The sequence below is a fragment of the Pseudomonas rhizozeae genome (assembly GCF_031583775.1).
In the GTDB taxonomy this organism is placed as follows: domain Bacteria; phylum Pseudomonadota; class Gammaproteobacteria; order Pseudomonadales; family Pseudomonadaceae; genus Aquipseudomonas.
The window spans coordinates 265,765-280,401 of the sequence record NZ_JAVLSB010000047.1 but is presented as its reverse complement, the minus strand read 5'-3'; the positions used below and the strand labels follow the sequence as shown (position 1 = coordinate 280,401).

At 60.1% G+C, this 14,637-nt stretch carries 12 protein-coding genes; 10 read left to right on the top strand and 2 right to left on the bottom strand.

From position 1 onward, the window contains the following. The first annotated feature begins 66 nt into the window (after window positions 1-66). The 5 genes from pgi (at window position 67) to RG836_RS16850 (ending at window position 8,425) form a co-directional block, all read left to right on the top strand. Window positions 67-1,731 carry a glucose-6-phosphate isomerase gene (gene pgi, locus RG836_RS16870; protein ID WP_310847655.1) on the top strand — a complete coding sequence of 555 codons (1,665 nt, stop codon included), beginning with the start codon at window positions 67-69 and terminating at the stop codon, window positions 1,729-1,731. Window positions 1,732-1,926: 195 nt separating this feature from the next. After that, entirely contained in the window at window positions 1,927-3,864 is a 1,938-nt protein-coding gene (gene acs / locus RG836_RS16865) for an acetate--CoA ligase (RefSeq protein WP_310847653.1), read from the top strand. Window positions 3,865-4,059: 195 nt separating this feature from the next. Continuing rightward, a complete protein-coding gene (locus RG836_RS16860; RefSeq protein ID WP_310847651.1) occupies window positions 4,060-5,076 on the top strand; it encodes a class I SAM-dependent rRNA methyltransferase in 1,017 nt (338 codons plus the stop codon). A 104-nt stretch (window positions 5,077-5,180) separates the two neighbouring features. Next, window positions 5,181-8,129, top strand: a complete 2,949-nt coding sequence (locus tag RG836_RS16855; RefSeq protein WP_310847649.1) for a DUF748 domain-containing protein — start codon at window positions 5,181-5,183, stop codon at window positions 8,127-8,129. Continuing rightward, entirely contained in the window at window positions 8,129-8,425 is a 297-nt protein-coding gene (locus RG836_RS16850) for a DUF2845 domain-containing protein (RefSeq protein WP_310847647.1), read from the top strand. The genes RG836_RS16855 and RG836_RS16850 overlap by 1 nt, the downstream gene beginning before the upstream one ends. A 289-nt stretch (window positions 8,426-8,714) precedes the next feature. Here RG836_RS16850 and RG836_RS16845 read toward each other — a convergent pair whose 3' ends face one another. Then, on the bottom strand, window positions 8,715-9,071 hold the full coding sequence (locus RG836_RS16845) for a BON domain-containing protein (RefSeq protein ID WP_310847645.1): 357 nt from the start codon (window positions 9,069-9,071) through the stop codon (window positions 8,715-8,717). Between the two features lie 309 nt (window positions 9,072-9,380). Continuing rightward, the gene (locus RG836_RS16840) at window positions 9,381-9,797 is read right to left on the bottom strand and encodes a pilin (RefSeq protein ID WP_310847642.1); all 417 of its coding nucleotides are present in this window, start codon (window positions 9,795-9,797) and stop codon (window positions 9,381-9,383) included. A gap of 225 nt (window positions 9,798-10,022) precedes the next feature. Between RG836_RS16840 and pilB the strand changes: the two genes are divergently transcribed. From pilB to yacG, 5 genes are read left to right on the top strand one after another with little or no spacing between them, the layout of a single operon-like run. Further along, on the top strand, window positions 10,023-11,723 hold the full coding sequence (gene pilB, locus RG836_RS16835; RefSeq protein ID WP_310847639.1) for a type IV-A pilus assembly ATPase PilB: 1,701 nt from the start codon (window positions 10,023-10,025) through the stop codon (window positions 11,721-11,723). A 2-nt stretch (window positions 11,724-11,725) separates the two neighbouring features. Then, entirely contained in the window at window positions 11,726-12,943 is a 1,218-nt protein-coding gene (locus tag RG836_RS16830) for a type II secretion system F family protein (protein WP_310847636.1), read from the top strand. 1 nt (window position 12,944) lies between these two features. Beyond that, window positions 12,945-13,817 carry a prepilin peptidase gene (locus tag RG836_RS16825; protein WP_310847632.1) on the top strand — a complete coding sequence of 291 codons (873 nt, stop codon included), beginning with the start codon at window positions 12,945-12,947 and terminating at the stop codon, window positions 13,815-13,817. Further along, the gene (coaE, locus tag RG836_RS16820; protein ID WP_310847630.1) at window positions 13,814-14,437 is read left to right on the top strand and encodes a dephospho-CoA kinase; all 624 of its coding nucleotides are present in this window, start codon (window positions 13,814-13,816) and stop codon (window positions 14,435-14,437) included. Before RG836_RS16825 ends, coaE begins: the two co-directional genes overlap by 4 nt. After that, entirely contained in the window at window positions 14,434-14,634 is a 201-nt protein-coding gene (gene yacG, locus RG836_RS16815; RefSeq protein ID WP_310847628.1) for a DNA gyrase inhibitor YacG, read from the top strand. The genes coaE and yacG overlap by 4 nt, the downstream gene beginning before the upstream one ends. Window positions 14,635-14,637 lie beyond the last annotated feature (3 nt).

The window sequence follows — 14,637 nt, the reverse complement described above, 5'->3', positions numbered from 1 at the left end:
TGGCCAGGACATTCCGGTTTTTCAAGTGTCTCAAAAGGCAGTTCAAGCAAAAGGAAGCCCGCAGCGATGGCGTATTACCTCAATCCCCAAGACGTTACCGCTCTGCCCGCCTGGAAAGCGTTGAAAGATCACCGCCAGGCCATGCAGGATTTCAGCATGCGGGAGGCCTTCAATGCCGACCCGCAGCGCTTTACCCAATTCACCCTCAGCAGTTGCGGCCTGTTTCTCGACTACTCGAAGAACCTGATCACCGCCGAGACCCGCGACCTGCTGGTCGGCCTGGCGAATGCCGTGGACCTCAAGGGCGCGATCAAATCGCTTTTCGAAGGCGAGATCGTCAACACCTCCGAAGGCCGCCCGGCCCTGCACACCGCCCTGCGCCGCCCGGTGGGCGACAAGCTGTCGGTGAACGGTGTCAACGTGATGCCGGAAGTGCACAAGGTGCTTAACCAGATCACCGATCTGGTGGGCCGCATCCACGACGGTCTATGGCGCGGCTACACCGAGAAGCCGATCACGGACGTGGTCAATATCGGCATCGGTGGCTCGTTCCTCGGTCCGGAACTGGTGTCTGAAGCGCTGTTGTCCTACGCGCAAAAAGGCGTGCGCTGTCACTACCTGGCGAACATCGACGGCAGCGAGTTCCACGAGCTCACCATGAAGCTGCGCGCCGAGACCACACTGTTCATCGTCTCGTCGAAATCCTTCAACACCCTCGAAACCCTGAAGAACGCCCAGGCCGCCCGCGCCTGGTATCTGGCCCAGGGTGGTTCGGAAGCCGAGCTGTACCGGCACTTCATCGCCGTCTCGAGCAACAACGCGGCGGCCGTAGCCTTCGGCATCCGCGAAGAAAACATCTTCCCGATGTGGGACTGGGTCGGCGGCCGTTACTCGCTGTGGTCGGCCATCGGTTTGCCAATTGCGTTGGCGATCGGCATGTCCAACTTCAAGGAACTGCTGTCCGGTGCCTACACCATGGACCAGCATTTCCAGAGCGCACCGTTCGAACAGAACATGCCGGTGCTGCTGGCGTTGCTTGGTGTCTGGTATGGCAACTTCTGGGGCGCGCAAAGCCACGCGATCCTGCCGTATGACCACTACCTGCGCAACATCACCAAACACTTGCAACAACTGGACATGGAATCCAACGGCAAGAGCGTGCGCCAGGACGGCACGCCGGTGTCAACCGAGACTGGCCCGGTGATCTGGGGCGGCGTGGGCTGCAACGGTCAGCACGCGTACCACCAGTTGCTGCACCAGGGCACCCAGTTGATCCCGGCCGACTTTATCGTGCCGATCGTCAGCTTCAACCCGGTGGCCGATCATCACCAATGGCTGTACGCCAACTGCCTGTCGCAGAGCCAGGCGCTGATGCTTGGCAAGACCCGCGCAGAAGCCGAAGTCGAGCTGCGCGAAAAAGGCATGGCCGAAGACGACGTGCAGAAACTGGCATCGCACAAGGTGATCCCGGGTAACCGCCCGAGCAACACGCTGGTGGTCGAACGCATCAGCCCGCGTCGCCTCGGCGCACTGGTGGCGCTGTACGAACATAAAGTCTTCGTGCAAAGCGTGGTCTGGGGCATTAACGCCTTCGACCAGTGGGGCGTGGAACTGGGCAAGGAACTGGGCAAAGGCGTCTACAACCGCCTGGTCGGCAGCGAAGAAACCCCGGCTGACGACCCGTCCACCCAAGGCTTGATCAACTACTTCCGCGGACGTCACCGCGGTTAAATCGATCAACACCTGATCCCCTCGGTGGGAGCGAGCCTGCTCGCGAAGTCGGCCTGACAGTCAACATCAGTGTTGAATGCCGAGACGCTTTCGCGAGCAAGCTCGCTCCCACCGTTGTTTTAGGGGTGACTTGAACCCTCGCACCACTCGGCGCATCTTTATGACTTGTCGCAAAAACAAGAATAAGGAACCGTCATGTTCGATATCAGCACTTTCCCCAAAGCCGATGCCGTCCGCCGGGCTGCGCAACTGAGTCAGGACGAATACCGGCGCCTGTACCAGCAATCCATCCAGCAACCCGACCTCTTTTGGGCCGAACAGGCCACGCGCTTCCTCGACTGGTCCACGCCTTGGCAGACAGTCCAGCAGTCCGACATCCGGACCGGCCAGGCCCAATGGTTTGCCGGCGGCCAGTTGAACGTCAGCTACAACTGCATCGACCGCCACCTCGCCACGCGCGGCAATCAGACGGCGATCATTTGGGAAGGCGATGATCCTGCCGAGTCGGCAAACATTTCCTACAAGAAACTTCATCACAACGTCTGTCGCCTGGCCAACGTGCTGAAAAGCCGTGGTGTGAAAAAGGGCGATCGGGTGTGCATCTACATGCCGATGATTCCGGAAGCGGCCTACGCCATGCTCGCTTGCACGCGGATCGGCGCGGTGCACTCGGTGGTGTTCGGCGGTTTCTCCCCGGATTCGCTGCGCGACCGGATCCTCGATGCCGACTGCCGAACGGTCATTACCGCAGACGAAGGCGTGCGTGGCGGTAAATATGTACCGCTCAAGCACAACGTCGACAAAGCCCTGCAAAGCTGTCCGAACGTCAGCACGGTGATCGTGGTCGAGCGCACTCAGGGCGATGTCGCCTGGGTCGAGGGCCGTGACCTCTGGTATCACCAGGCCCTGCGCGACGTCAGCGACGACTGCCTGCCGGAGCCGATGAACGCCGAAGATCCGCTGTTCATCCTCTATACCTCCGGCAGCACCGGCAAACCCAAAGGCGTGCTGCACACCACCGGCGGCTATCTGCTGCAAGCGGCGATGACATTCAAGTACGTGCTCGACTATCAGGACGGCGAGGTGTTTTGGTGCACCGCCGACGTCGGCTGGGTCACCGGCCACAGTTACATCGTCTACGGCCCCTTGACCAACGGCGCCACCACCCTGATTTTTGAGGGTGTGCCGAGTTACCCGAGCAGCTCGCGCTTCTGGCAAGTGATCGATAAACATCAGGTCAACATCTTCTACACCGCGCCGACCGCCCTGCGCGCGTTGATGCGCGAAGGGGCCGAACCTTTGAAGGAAACGTCCCGCGCCAGCCTCAGACTACTCGGCAGTGTCGGTGAGCCGATCAACCCGGAAGCGTGGGAATGGTATTTCAACACCGTCGGCGAACAGCGCTGCCCGATCGTCGATACCTGGTGGCAGACCGAAACCGGCGGGATCATGCTCAGCCCGCTGGTGAGCGCGCAACGGATCAAACCGGGCTGCGCTACCCAGCCGATGTTCGGCGTTCAACCGGTGCTGCTCGATGAGCAAGGCAAGGAAATCAGCGGCGCCGGCAGTGGCGTCCTGGCGATCAAGGCGAGTTGGCCGGCGCAGATCCGCAGCGTCTATGGCGATCCGCAGCGGATGATCGACACCTACTTCAAACCCTACGCCGGCTACTACTTCACCGGTGATGGTGCGCGACGCGACGAGGATGGCGACTACTGGATCACCGGGCGCATCGACGATGTGATCAACGTGTCCGGCCACCGCATCGGCACCGCCGAAGTGGAAAGCGCCTTGGTGCTGCACGACAGCATCGCCGAAGCCGCCGTGGTCGGTTACCCCCACGACGTCAAGGGCCAGGGCATCTACGCGTTCGTCACGCCCATGAACGGCGTGGAACCGAACGACGAACTGAAGAAGGAATTGCTGTCCCACGTCAGCAAGGAAATCGGCAGTTTTGCCAAGCCGGACCTGATCCAGTGGGCCCCGGCGCTGCCGAAGACCCGTTCGGGCAAGATCATGCGTCGCATTTTGCGCAAGATCGCCTGCAATAAACTCGACAGCCTGGGCGACACCTCGACCCTGGCCGATCCGAGCGTGGTCGAGGGCCTGATTGATAAACGGCTGAACCAGTAAACAGCCTCTGAGACCAGGGCGCTCAGTGATGGCGGGCGAGCTTTCTTGTGGCGAGGGAGCTTGCTCCCGCTGGCCTGCGCAGCAGGCCCAATCTTTCGCGGCCGCCACCCGCCCAAGCAGGAGCAAGTCCGCTCGCCACAGACTTAATGCTGTTAGACTCCCGCGCCTTATTTCCCTGTTCGCAAGGCGCCCAGCATGTCTTCCTTGAATCAGGCGCTGCGCGCCGCCCTCGATCATCGTCAAGACCTGCTCGCCGAGCTGCATCAGCAAGGCACCGATTGCTATCGCCTGTTCCACGGCAGCCAGGAAGGTGCCGGCGGCCTGACTGTAGACCGCTATGGCCCGCAATTGCTGGTGCAAAGTTTCCATCAAGCGCTGGAACGCGACGACTTGCTGGCCTTGCACGACGCGATCAACCATCACCTCCAGCTCAACACCTTGCTGGTGTACAACGACCGCTCCCGGGGCAATTCGCGGATCGACCGCCAGGACACGGTGTACCGTGCCGATGACGCAGCGCTCGCTGATCTGGTCGGCCACGAATGGGGCCTGAACTACCGGGTGCGCGGCCGTCATGCCGGGCAAGATCCGCTGCTGTTTCTCGACCTGCGCAACACGCGCGGCTGGGTCAAGGCGCACAGCCAGGGCAAAAGCGTGCTCAACCTGTTCGCCTACACCTGCGGCGTCGGCCTAAGTGCCGCCGCCGGTGGCGCCCGTGAGGTGTGCAACCTCGATTTCGCCGAGGGCAACTTGGCGGTGGGTCGAGAAAACGGACAGCTCAATCCGAATCTTCCGACCATGGAATTCATCCAGTCCGACTACTTCCCGGCGATCCGCCAATTGGCCGGTCTGCCGATCAGCCAGCGACGCGGGCAGAAACTGCCCAGTTATCCGCGTCTCGAACAGCGCCAGTACGACCTGGTGCTGCTCGATCCACCGGCCTGGGCCAAGAGCGCATTCGGCACCGTAGACCTGCTGCGCGACTATCAGAGCCTGCTGAAACCTGCGCTCTTGAGCACCGCGGATGACGGCGTGCTGATCTGCTGCAACAACCTGGCGAAGGTCAACATGGACGACTGGCGCGAGCAAGTTTTGCGCTGTGCGGAGAAGGCCGGGCGGCCGGTCCGCGAATGCACAGTCATGACACCGGGTGCGGATTTCCCTTCGCTCGACGGCCAGCCACCCCTGAAAACCCTGATCCTGCAACTGTAGACACCGACGGCACTTTCAGACATTTCCTATGCCCCGTGGTTACTTCGGAACCGAAAACGCGTGCCATACTCCAAGGCACTCCGGTCAGACAGATGAAGCCACACATGCCCAAAGGATTGATCCGCGCCATCGGCGCCTTGTTGACTGCCATCGCGCTCTACAGTTTGTTGGGGTTTCTGATTTTGCCGGGCATCGCCTTGCGCGTGGCCAACCAGCAGTTGGCCAACTACGCCACCACCCCTGCGCATTTGCAGCGTATCGAGCTCAATCCGTTCAGCCTGGAAGTCACCCTCTGGGGCTTGGTCATTGGCGAACCGGGCAAGGAGCAGGTGGGCTTCGAGCGCCTGTACGCCAACCTGCAACTCGACAGCCTGTGGACCAAGGCGCTGCATCTGTCTGACATCGAACTGGATAAGCCCAAGACGGAAATCCTCTTCGCCAAAAACGGTCAGCTCAATTTGCGCGGCCTGTTCAAGCTGCCCGCCAGTGAACCCACGCCAGCGGACCCCGAGGCCAAGCCCTTCCCGTTGCGTATCGAACGCATCAAGCTCGCCGACGGCTACGTGCACTTCCAGGATGCGCGCCCCAGCGAGCCGATCGAGTTTCTCTACGACAAGCTCGACTTTGAACTGAAAAACCTCAGCACCTTACCGGAAGATAACGCCGACATGACCCTGGTCGCGGCCGGCCCCGAAGGCGGGCAGATCGACTGGACCGGTAATTTCAGCCTGATCCCGATCGCCTCCGAAGGTCAGTTGAAAATCACTGACGGCCAGATGAAGGTTTGGTGGCCGTACGTCCGTGACGCGCTGCCGCTGGTGCTGGAAAACGGCGTGCTTAATCTGAGCACCGACTACAAACTCAACCTGGCCAAGGAAACCGAACTGCTGCTGAGCAACGCCTCGGTCAGCATCGCGCCTTTTGCCATCAAGGCCCCGGACGGCCGGCCACTCGCCCGGCTGGAGCGGCTCGACGTCAGCGAAACCAGCGTCGACCTGGCCAAGCAGCAAGTGGTGGTCGGCAAGATCCGCAGCAACAAACTCGAAACCTGGGCCGCGCTGGAAGCCGACGGCCAACTCGACTGGCAAAAACTGTTCGCCAGCCAACCGGCCAAAACTGCGGCGAAAGCCAAGGCCGACGCCGAGCCGGTCAATACGCCCGCAGCGGCCGACTCGCCGAAACCGGCACCTGCCGCCCCAAGCAAACCCTGGCAAGTGCTGATCAAGGACGTGCAGCTGCGCAACTATCAGGTTCACTTGGCCGATCGTAAGGCCCAGCCGCCCGTGGTGATCGATGTCGGGCCACTGAACCTCGACCTGAAGAATTTCGACAGCCTCAACGGATCGCCCTTTGCCCTGAAGCTCGACACCGGCATCGGCAAGCAGGGCAAGCTGACCGCCGACGGCGAGGTCAACCTGGCACCGGTCGCGGCCAAGCTCAATGTGCAAACCAAGGACATCGACTTGCGTGTGGCGCAGTCCTACATCAGCCCGTTCATTCGCCTGGAACTGCGCAGCGGCATGCTCGGCAGTGACTTGGCGGTAGATCTGAAAAGTACCGATCCGCTGGCCTTCAGCGTGACCGGCCGGGCGCAAGTCGATCAACTGCATACCCTCGACACCCTCAAGACCCGCGATTTCCTCAAGTGGCAGCAACTGCTGGTCGAAGGCTTCAATTATCAACATGGCGACAGCCTGTCGATCGACCGCGTGAAACTGTTCCAGCCCTACGCGCGCTTCATGATCAACGACGATCGCAGCACCAACGTCGATGATCTGCTGATTCCGCAACCGGCCGACAGCGCACCGAAAACCGCCGCCGCCAAACCCGCTGCCAGCAAGGACAAGCCTCTGGGCATTCATGTGGGTGGCATCGATATCAACGATGGCTCGGCCAACTTCGCCGACTTCAGCCTGACACCTAACTTCGCCACCGCCGTGCAACAACTCAACGGTCAGATCGGCACCATCGACAGTCGTCAGGCCAAGCCCGCCACCGTCGACGTCAAAGGCAAAGTCGATCGGTATGCGCCGGTCACGATCAAAGGCGCGGTCAACCCGTTCGACCCCATGGCCAGTCTAGACATCGCCACCAGTTTCAAACGGGTCGAGCTGACCACCCTGACGCCCTACTCCGGCAAGTTCGCCGGTTACCGCATCCGCAAGGGCCGGCTTAATCTAGACCTGCATTACCTGATCACCAAGGGCCAATTGAAGGCTGAAAACAAAGTGGTGGTCGAGCAATTGCAACTCGGCGAGAAAGTCGACAGCCCGGACGCGGTCAACCTGCCGCTGAAACTGGCCATCGCCCTGCTCAAGGACGTCGACGGCAAGATTTCCATCGAGCTGCCGGTGACCGGCGACCTGAACAACCCGCAATTCAGTGTGATGCCTATCGTTTGGCAAACCCTGCGCAACCTGATCGTCAAAGCCGCCGCCGCGCCGTTCAAACTGATCGGCGGGCTGGTCAGTGGCGGCGGCTCACAGGATCTGGGCAGCGTGTCCTTCGCCCCTGGTTCCAGCGATCTGAGCAAAGACGCCGAAGCGGCCCTGGTTAAACTCGCACAAGCACTCAAGGAACGTCCGGCGCTGCGCCTGGAAATCGAAGGCACTGCCGCTGCCAGCAGCGACGGCCCGTTGATCGCCGAGCAACGCCTGGAACGTGAATACCAATACAACTACTACAAGATCCTGCAGCGCCGTGGCGACAAGGTGCCGGCGCAGGCATCGCTGCTGGAAGTGCCGGAAAGCGAGAAAGCACCGCTGTTGGAAGGCATCTACCGCACTCGCTTGAAAGTCCAGCCGCCGGTGGAATGGCAGGATTTGGGCAAGGAAGAACGCACGGCGAAATTGCGCGAGGGGCTGATCAAGTTCTGGGGCGCCAGCGATGTGCTGCTGCGGCAACTGGGCCAGGATCGCGCCAGCAGCATCAAGGATTACCTGGTGGACAAAGCCCAGCTTGAGGATGACCGCGTGTACTTCATCGACGCCCACCTGGGCCAGGCCGAAAGCGATGGCCGAGTGATCACCCCTATGCACCTGGATGCAGAGTGATGCGAGCCCTTTGGTGGTGTGCTGCGGCGCTCATACTGAGCGCGGGCCCGGTTGCGGCGGCGGATACCCTGCGCTGTGGCAGCCAGTTGATCAGCGTCGGCGACCGATCCAGCGAAGTGCTGCAGAAGTGCGGCCAACCCGTGGCGCGGGATGGGCTGGGCTACAAGCGCAGCGCCAATCGTCGGGAAGAGTTTCAGGTCGAGGAATGGACCTACGGGCCGAACGGCGGGATGTACCAGTACTTGCGCTTCGAGGGTAATAGGCTGGTGCAGATCACCAGCAAGCGCGGGAACTGATCCCCGCCGCTACCCTAATCCCTTGTGGGAGCGAACCTGCTCGCGAATGCAGTGGGTCAGATGCATGCGATGCTGAAAGTGCCGACGTCATCGCGGGCAAGCCCGCTCCCACAGGGATCTCGTCGACTTCAACTTTTCTGCAGCCACAATAGAACAGGCCCCGACACAAGTGCCGGGGCCTGTAATGGCCATGTCCGTATGGCCGTTCGCATGAACTCCTTAGAGCGACAGTCGTATTACTCGGCTCGGCTGTCGCATCTTCTCCTTGTTCAAGCGAGAAGCTTAAGCCTTACTCGGCTTTCAGGCCGTCAGCCGATACAGCTTTGACGCCTTTGATTTTTTTGGTGATGGCTACTGCGGTGGTTTTCTGCGCATCAGTTACAGCGACAGTCGACGACAGCGATACAACACCTTTGTTGGTTTCGACTTTAATGTCGGAACCTGGAATGCCTTTCTCGGTGAGCAGGTCGCTTTTGACCTTGGTGGTGATCCAGGTATCGGAGGTAGCTTCTTTAGCCTGGGTAACTTCACCGGCTGCCAGCACCATTGGCGACTGAGTAGCCTGGGTGGTTTGAGCGAATGCAGCGTTGGCCATGGTCAGGGTCAGCGCGGTTGCAGTTGCGGCAGCGATAGCGAACTTCTTCATACGAGTAACTCCTGTTTTTCTATAAAGTCTGCTGGTGTCAGATTCAGCAGGGTTATCGTAGATATTGCGAACGCTGTGCCAACTTTGAGACAGTTGTTTTTTCTATATAAATCAACAACTTAATAAATCTAAAATTTTCCGGAATCATGCAAATTGCATGACCTCGAAGATTTCTACATGCAAGTTGCGGTTTTTTGAAAAGTTCCTAAGGTGCTGAATTTTTTGCAGTTTTCCAAACTGCTACAGATGACCTTTCCGCAGGCAAAAAAAAGCCCCGCAGTATTGGCGGGGCGTTTGATTTTAGTTTTTTTATCCTGCAGCAGCGGCGGCAGTGCAGCCTTTCGGCGCATATTCGGAGGTAGCACTAGTTTTGCATGACCACCCAGATGTGACGTCGCGAGTGAGCGTCACAGTTGCGTTGGTTACTGGAGCCGGAGCGTCTTTAAGCGTGCAGATAATGCTGTTGGCGGGACTTGCTCCGACAGTAATCGTGCAATGCGTTGTGGTGGCGTTCGAAGTGATCTTGTCAACTGTGGGAGAACCCGTACCTGAGTTGACCTGGTCCTCATAGTTAACCTTCAGCGCCGAAATCTCCGCCAGTCCCGCCGTGACCTTAGCTCGCGCCTGGTACTTCGAGTATGCCGGAATGGCAAACGTCGCCAAGATCCCAATGATCGCCACAACGATCAGCAGTTCGATAAGGGTGAAACCTTTTTGACTATTCATAGGCAGCTCCATGCATGAGGCGAATTCTCATGACCTGAGCAGACCCAAGCACAGCACATGCCAACGGCGTTGCGCCCCGCCTGCGGGAGCTTTTTCTGACAGAGGTGATGAAGTCCTACCCCATTAACCGCACTATCTGACGCTTTTTGTCACCTTGGTGTGGGACGTTTGGCTCGCTGGCTTGACTAGGCTATAAGTCATGAACTGTCTGCTTGCGGTAACCCCATGAACGATATCGTCTTAAGCGGTCTGGCCAAGCAATTGGTCCAGGCCGAGCTGCTGACCGACAAAAGCGCACAACAGGCCTATCAACAAGCCCTGCGTGGACGTATCTCGCTGGTCAGCTATCTGGTGCAGAACAAGATGGTCAAGAGTCGGCAAATCGCCGAAATCGCCTCAGAGCATTTCGGCGTGGCCCTGCTTGATCTCAACTGCCTCGACAAAGAGACCCAGCCCAAAGGCCTGGTCAGTGAAAAACTGGTGCGCCAGCATCACGCCCTGCCCTTATGGCGGCGCGGCAACAAGCTGTTCGTCGGCATCTCCGACCCGACCAACCACCAGGCCATCAACGACATTCAGTTCAGCACAGGCCTCAGCACCGAAGCGATCCTGGTGGAGGACGACAAACTCAGCCTGGCCATCGACAAGTTTTTCGACAGCGACGCCACCGGCCTCGAAGACATGGCCGACGTCGACCTCGATGGCCTCGACATCGAAGCCGTCGACGATAAGCGCCAGGACTCGATTGCCGGCCAGGACGCCGACGACGCGCCGGTGGTGCGCTTCGTCAACAAGATGCTGCTGGACGCGATCAAGGGCGGCTCGTCCGACCTGCATTTCGAGCCCTACGAAAAAACCTACCGAGTGCGAGTGCGTACCGACGGCATCCTGCGTGAGGTAGCGCGCCCACCCAGCCAGTTAGCCAACCGCATCGCCGCGCGGCTCAAGGTCATGGCCAGCCTGGACATTTCCGAGCGGCGCAAACCCCAGGACGGGCGGATCAAGATGCGCTTGTCGAAAAGCAAGTCGATCGATTTTCGGGTCAACACCCTGCCGACCCTGTGGGGCGAAAAAGTGGTGATCCGGATCCAGGATCCGACCAGCGCACAAATGGGCATCGACGCCCTCGGCTACGAGCCCGACCAGAAAGACCTGTACATGGCCGCCCTCAAGCAGCCACAAGGCCTGATCCTGGTGACCGGACCCACCGGCTCGGGCAAGACCGTGTCGCTGTACACCGGCCTGAACATCCTCAACACCGTCGACATCAACATCTCCACCGCCGAAGACCCGGTGGAGATCAACATCGAAGGCATCAACCAGGTCAACGTCAATCCACGGCAAGGCCTGGACTTCGCCCAAGCGCTGCGCTCGTTCCTGCGTCAGGACCCGGATGTGATCATGGTCGGTGAGATCCGTGACCTGGAAACCGCAGAAATCGCCATTAAAGCCGCGCAAACCGGGCACATGGTGCTTTCGACCCTGCACACCAATAGCGCCGCCGAAACCCTGACCCGCCTGCACAACATGGGCATTCCCGGTTTTAACATCGCTACGGCGGTGCATCTGATCATCGCCCAGCGCCTGGCGCGCAAACTGTGCAGCCACTGCAAGAAAGCCATCGAAATCCCGCGGGAGACGCTGATCAAGGAAGGTTTCCCCGAAGAGCGCATCGGCAGCTTCACCATTTACGAGCCGGTCGGCTGCGAACACTGCAACGGCGGCTACAAGGGCCGTGTCGGGATCTACGAGGTGGTGAAGAACACGCCGGAACTGCAACGGCTGATCATGGCCGAAGGCAACTCGCTGGAAATCGACGTGCAGATGCGCAAGGACGGCTTCAACGACCTGCGCACTTCCGGACTGCACAAGGCGATGCAGGGCATCACCAGTCTTGAAGAAATCAACCGGGTGACCAAGGACTGAACATGGCGGTGAAAGCGGCAAAACTCAACGTCTACGCCTGGGAAGGCACCGACCGCAAAGGCACGAAAATGACCGGCGAACTGAGCGGTCTCAACCCGGCGCTGATCAAGGCCCAACTGCGTAAACAGGGGATCAACCCCGGCAAGGTGCGCAAGAAGTCAGTATCGATCCTCGACTTCGGCAAGCGCATCAAACCCCGGGACATCGCCCTGTTCACCCGGCAGATGGCGACCATGATGAAGGCCGGCGTGCCGCTGTTGCAGTCGTTCGACATCATCGGCGAGGGCTTCGAAAACCCGGCCATGCGCAAACTGGTGGACGAGGTCAAACAGGAAGTCGCCGCCGGTAACAGCTTCGCCACGTCGCTGCGCAAGAAGCCGCAATATTTCGATGAGCTCTACTGCAATCTGGTAGACGCCGGCGAGCATGCCGGCGCGCTGGACACCTTGCTGGAACGGGTCGCCACCTACAAAGAAAAAAGCGAAAGCCTCAAGGCCAAGATCAAGAAAGCCATGACCTATCCCACGGCGGTGATCTTCGTCGCGGCAATCGTGACCGGGATTCTGCTGGTAAAAGTGGTGCCGCAGTTCAAATCGGTGTTTGCCGGCTTCGGCGCCGAGCTGCCGGCGTTCACGGTGATGGTGATCGCCCTGTCGGAGTTTATGCAGCAATGGTGGTGGGCCATCCTCGGCGGCATGATCGCGGGAGTTTTCGGGCTGCGACATGCGCTCAAGACCTCGCAAGGCTTTCGCGACCGCATGGACACCTGGCTGCTGAAACTGCCGCTGGTGGGTACGCTGATGTACAAGTCGGCGGTCGCCCGATATGCGCGGACCTTGTCCACCACGTTTGCCGCTGGCGTGCCCTTGGTCGAGGCGCTGGACTCGGTGGCCGGCGCCACCGGTAACGTGGTGTTCAAGCGTGCAGTGCTTCGAGTCAAGCAGGACGTATCCACCGGCATGCAGCTGAATTTCGCCATGCGCACCGCGGGGGTATTCCCTAACATGGCGATCCAGATGACCGCGATCGGCGAGGAGTCCGGTGCCCTCGACGACATGCTCGACAAGGTCGCGAGTTTCTACGAGGACGAAGTGGATAACATGGTCGACAACCTCACCAGCCTGATGGAGCCCTTCATCATGGTGATCCTCGGCGTGGTGGTCGGTGGCCTGGTGGTGGCCATGTACCTGCCGATCTTTCAACTGGGTGCAGCAGTCTGATATGCCCTTGAGTGAATTCCTGATCACCTGGCCCCAGGCGTTTGTCCTTAGTGCGTTACTGCTCGGGCTGATTGTCGGCAGCTTTCTCAATGTGCTGGTCTGGCGCCTGCCGAAGATGCTGGAGCGCGAATGGCAGTCGCAAGCGCGGGATGTCTTGGGACTGCCGGCGCAACCGCCCGGCCCGACCTATAACCTGATGCTCCCGGCGTCGCAATGCCCGCACTGCGCTCACCGCATTCGCGCCCGGGAAAACATCCCATTACTCAGTTATGCGCTGCTACGCGGCCGCTGTTCCCGTTGCGCGGCGCCGATCAGTAAGCGTTATCCGTTAACCGAGCTGGCGTGCGGACTGTTGTCGGCCTTCATTGCTTGGCATTTCGGTTACGGCTGGCCGGCCGCCATGGCGCTGTTGCTGACCTGGGGCTTGCTGGCGATGAGCCTGATCGACGCCGACCATCAATTGCTGCCCGACGTGCTGGTGCTGCCGCTGTTGTGGCTGGGCCTGATCGTCAATAGCTTCGCGGTGTTTGTACCGCTGGACGATGCACTGTGGGGCGCCGTGGCCGGTTACTTGGCGCTGTGGTCGGTGTTTTGGGTATTCAAGCTACTGACCGGCAAGGACGGCATTGGCCAGGGCGACTTCAAACTCCTGGCGTTGCTCGGAGCCTGGGGTGGCTGGCAGATTCTGCCGTTGACCGTGCTCCTGTCGTCGCTGGTGGGCGCCGTCAGCGGCCTGATTTTATTGCGCCTGCAAGACGCGAAAACCTCGACGCCGATCCCCTTCGGCCCCTACCTGGCAATTGCCGGCTGGATTGCCTTGCTCTGGGGTGGTCAAATAACCGACTTCTATTGGCAGTTTGTCGGTTTCAAATGAATACCCCTGTGGATAAACCCTGGATTCTCGGCCTTACCGGCGGCATCGGCAGCGGCAAGAGCGCGGCGGCGGAGCATTTCATTACGCTCGGCGTGCATGTAGTGGATGCCGATCACGCCGCGCGCTGGGTGGTGGAGCCTGGTCGCCCGGCGCTGGCGAAGATCGCCGAGCACTTCGGCGCCGGTGTTCTCCAAGCCGATGGCAGCCTGGATCGTGCCGCCCTGCGCGCCCTGATCTTTGAAGTGCCGGAAGAACGGCGCTGGCTGGAAGCGCTGCTGCACCCGTTGATCGGCGAGGAAATCGTTCATCACCTGGCGCTGGCAAAATCGCCCTACGCGATTTTGGTGTCACCGCTGCTGATTGAGTCCGGCCAGTACAGCATGACCCAGCGCATCCTGGTCATCGATGCCCCGGAACAGTTGCAGATCGCGCGAACCCTGCAACGGGACCAGACCAGCGAACATCAGGTCCAGGCGATCCTCAAGGCCCAATCCAGCCGGCAAGACCGCATCCGGCACGCCGACGACGTGGTGGTCAACGACCGCGACCTCGCCTGGCTGCACAGCGAAGTCGAACGCCTGCATCATTTTTATCTTACTTTGCGTGGAGGCCAGTCATGAGCCAAACCCCTACCGTCGAATGCCCGACCTGCGGCGCCCCTGTGGAATGGAGCGCGGAAAGCAAATTCCGGCCGTTCTGTTCCGATCGTTGCAAGCTGATCGACCTGGGTGCCTGGGCCTCGGAAGAGCACAAGATTCCGGTCAGACCGGACGCCGAGGACGATTTGTTCAGCGAAGAGTTTGAGCCGCGCCACTGACCT

Bases quoted from the DNA above. Each gene is read 5' to 3' on its own strand.
- acs (WP_310847653.1), top strand. From the start codon at position 1,927: ATGTTCGATATCAGCACTTTCCCCAAAGCCGATGCCGTCCGCCGGGCT.
- RG836_RS16860 (WP_310847651.1), top strand. From the start codon at position 4,060: ATGTCTTCCTTGAATCAGGCGCTGCGCGCCGCCCTCGATCATCGTCAA.
- pgi (WP_310847655.1), top strand. From the start codon at position 67: ATGGCGTATTACCTCAATCCCCAAGACGTTACCGCTCTGCCCGCCTGG.
- RG836_RS16845 (WP_310847645.1), bottom strand. From the start codon at position 9,071: ATGAAGAAGTTCGCTATCGCTGCCGCAACTGCAACCGCGCTGACCCTG.
- RG836_RS16855 (WP_310847649.1), top strand. From the start codon at position 5,181: ATGCCCAAAGGATTGATCCGCGCCATCGGCGCCTTGTTGACTGCCATC.
- RG836_RS16830 (WP_310847636.1), top strand. From the start codon at position 11,726: ATGGCGGTGAAAGCGGCAAAACTCAACGTCTACGCCTGGGAAGGCACC.
- pilB (WP_310847639.1), top strand. From the start codon at position 10,023: ATGAACGATATCGTCTTAAGCGGTCTGGCCAAGCAATTGGTCCAGGCC.
- coaE (WP_310847630.1), top strand. From the start codon at position 13,814: ATGAATACCCCTGTGGATAAACCCTGGATTCTCGGCCTTACCGGCGGC.
- RG836_RS16825 (WP_310847632.1), top strand. From the start codon at position 12,945: ATGCCCTTGAGTGAATTCCTGATCACCTGGCCCCAGGCGTTTGTCCTT.
- RG836_RS16850 (WP_310847647.1), top strand. From the start codon at position 8,129: ATGCGAGCCCTTTGGTGGTGTGCTGCGGCGCTCATACTGAGCGCGGGC.
- yacG (WP_310847628.1), top strand. From the start codon at position 14,434: ATGAGCCAAACCCCTACCGTCGAATGCCCGACCTGCGGCGCCCCTGTG.
- RG836_RS16840 (WP_310847642.1), bottom strand. From the start codon at position 9,797: ATGAATAGTCAAAAAGGTTTCACCCTTATCGAACTGCTGATCGTTGTG.